Source organism: Mesorhizobium sp. M7A.F.Ca.CA.003.01.2.1 (genome assembly GCF_003998945.1).
Lineage (GTDB): Bacteria > Pseudomonadota > Alphaproteobacteria > Rhizobiales > Rhizobiaceae > Mesorhizobium > Mesorhizobium ciceri.
In genome coordinates this window covers 1-466 of the sequence record NZ_RZRA01001659.1, presented here as the reverse complement: position 1 = coordinate 466, position 466 = coordinate 1, and the positions used below count along the sequence as shown (strand labels likewise).

Below are 466 nucleotides of genomic sequence, written 5' to 3'. Positions count from 1 at the left end.
CTTCCATGTCGTCCGCGGTGGCGCCGAGGATCGACATCATCGGCGGCGTCACCATGAAGGACTGGCCGTCATAGGCGCCGTCCGGGCGCTGGCCGAGGCCGGGCTTCCAGTTGGTCGCCGGGCGGATCAGATCCGCCAGCCGTTCCAGGATGTCGATGCGCACGGCGCGACGGCCGAGATTGCGGTAGCCGGCAAGCTTGTAGAAGGTCTTGTCGAAGGCGGGGTCGATGACCACCGAGGTGCGACCCGAGGCGAGCGCATGGACCACGTCGCCAAAACCTGGCTTGTCCTTGCCGTCGTTCTTCAGCGCCCACAGCAGCGTCACCAGCCCGGCAGGCGCCGGCTTGATCAGCGCCGGCACGAAGACATGGTAGGCGCCGAAGCGCACGCCAAGCCGGCGAAGGGCTGCGCGGCCTTCCTGGTCGAGCGACTTCATCTCCTCGGCGATGTCGCGGCGGTTGATGAG

1 pseudogene is annotated in these 466 nt (G+C 67.6%); it reads right to left on the bottom strand.

Annotated features, from left to right (window positions below):
• A pseudogene (locus tag EN969_RS34805) lies at positions 1-466 on the bottom strand (helicase); the annotation flags it as partial.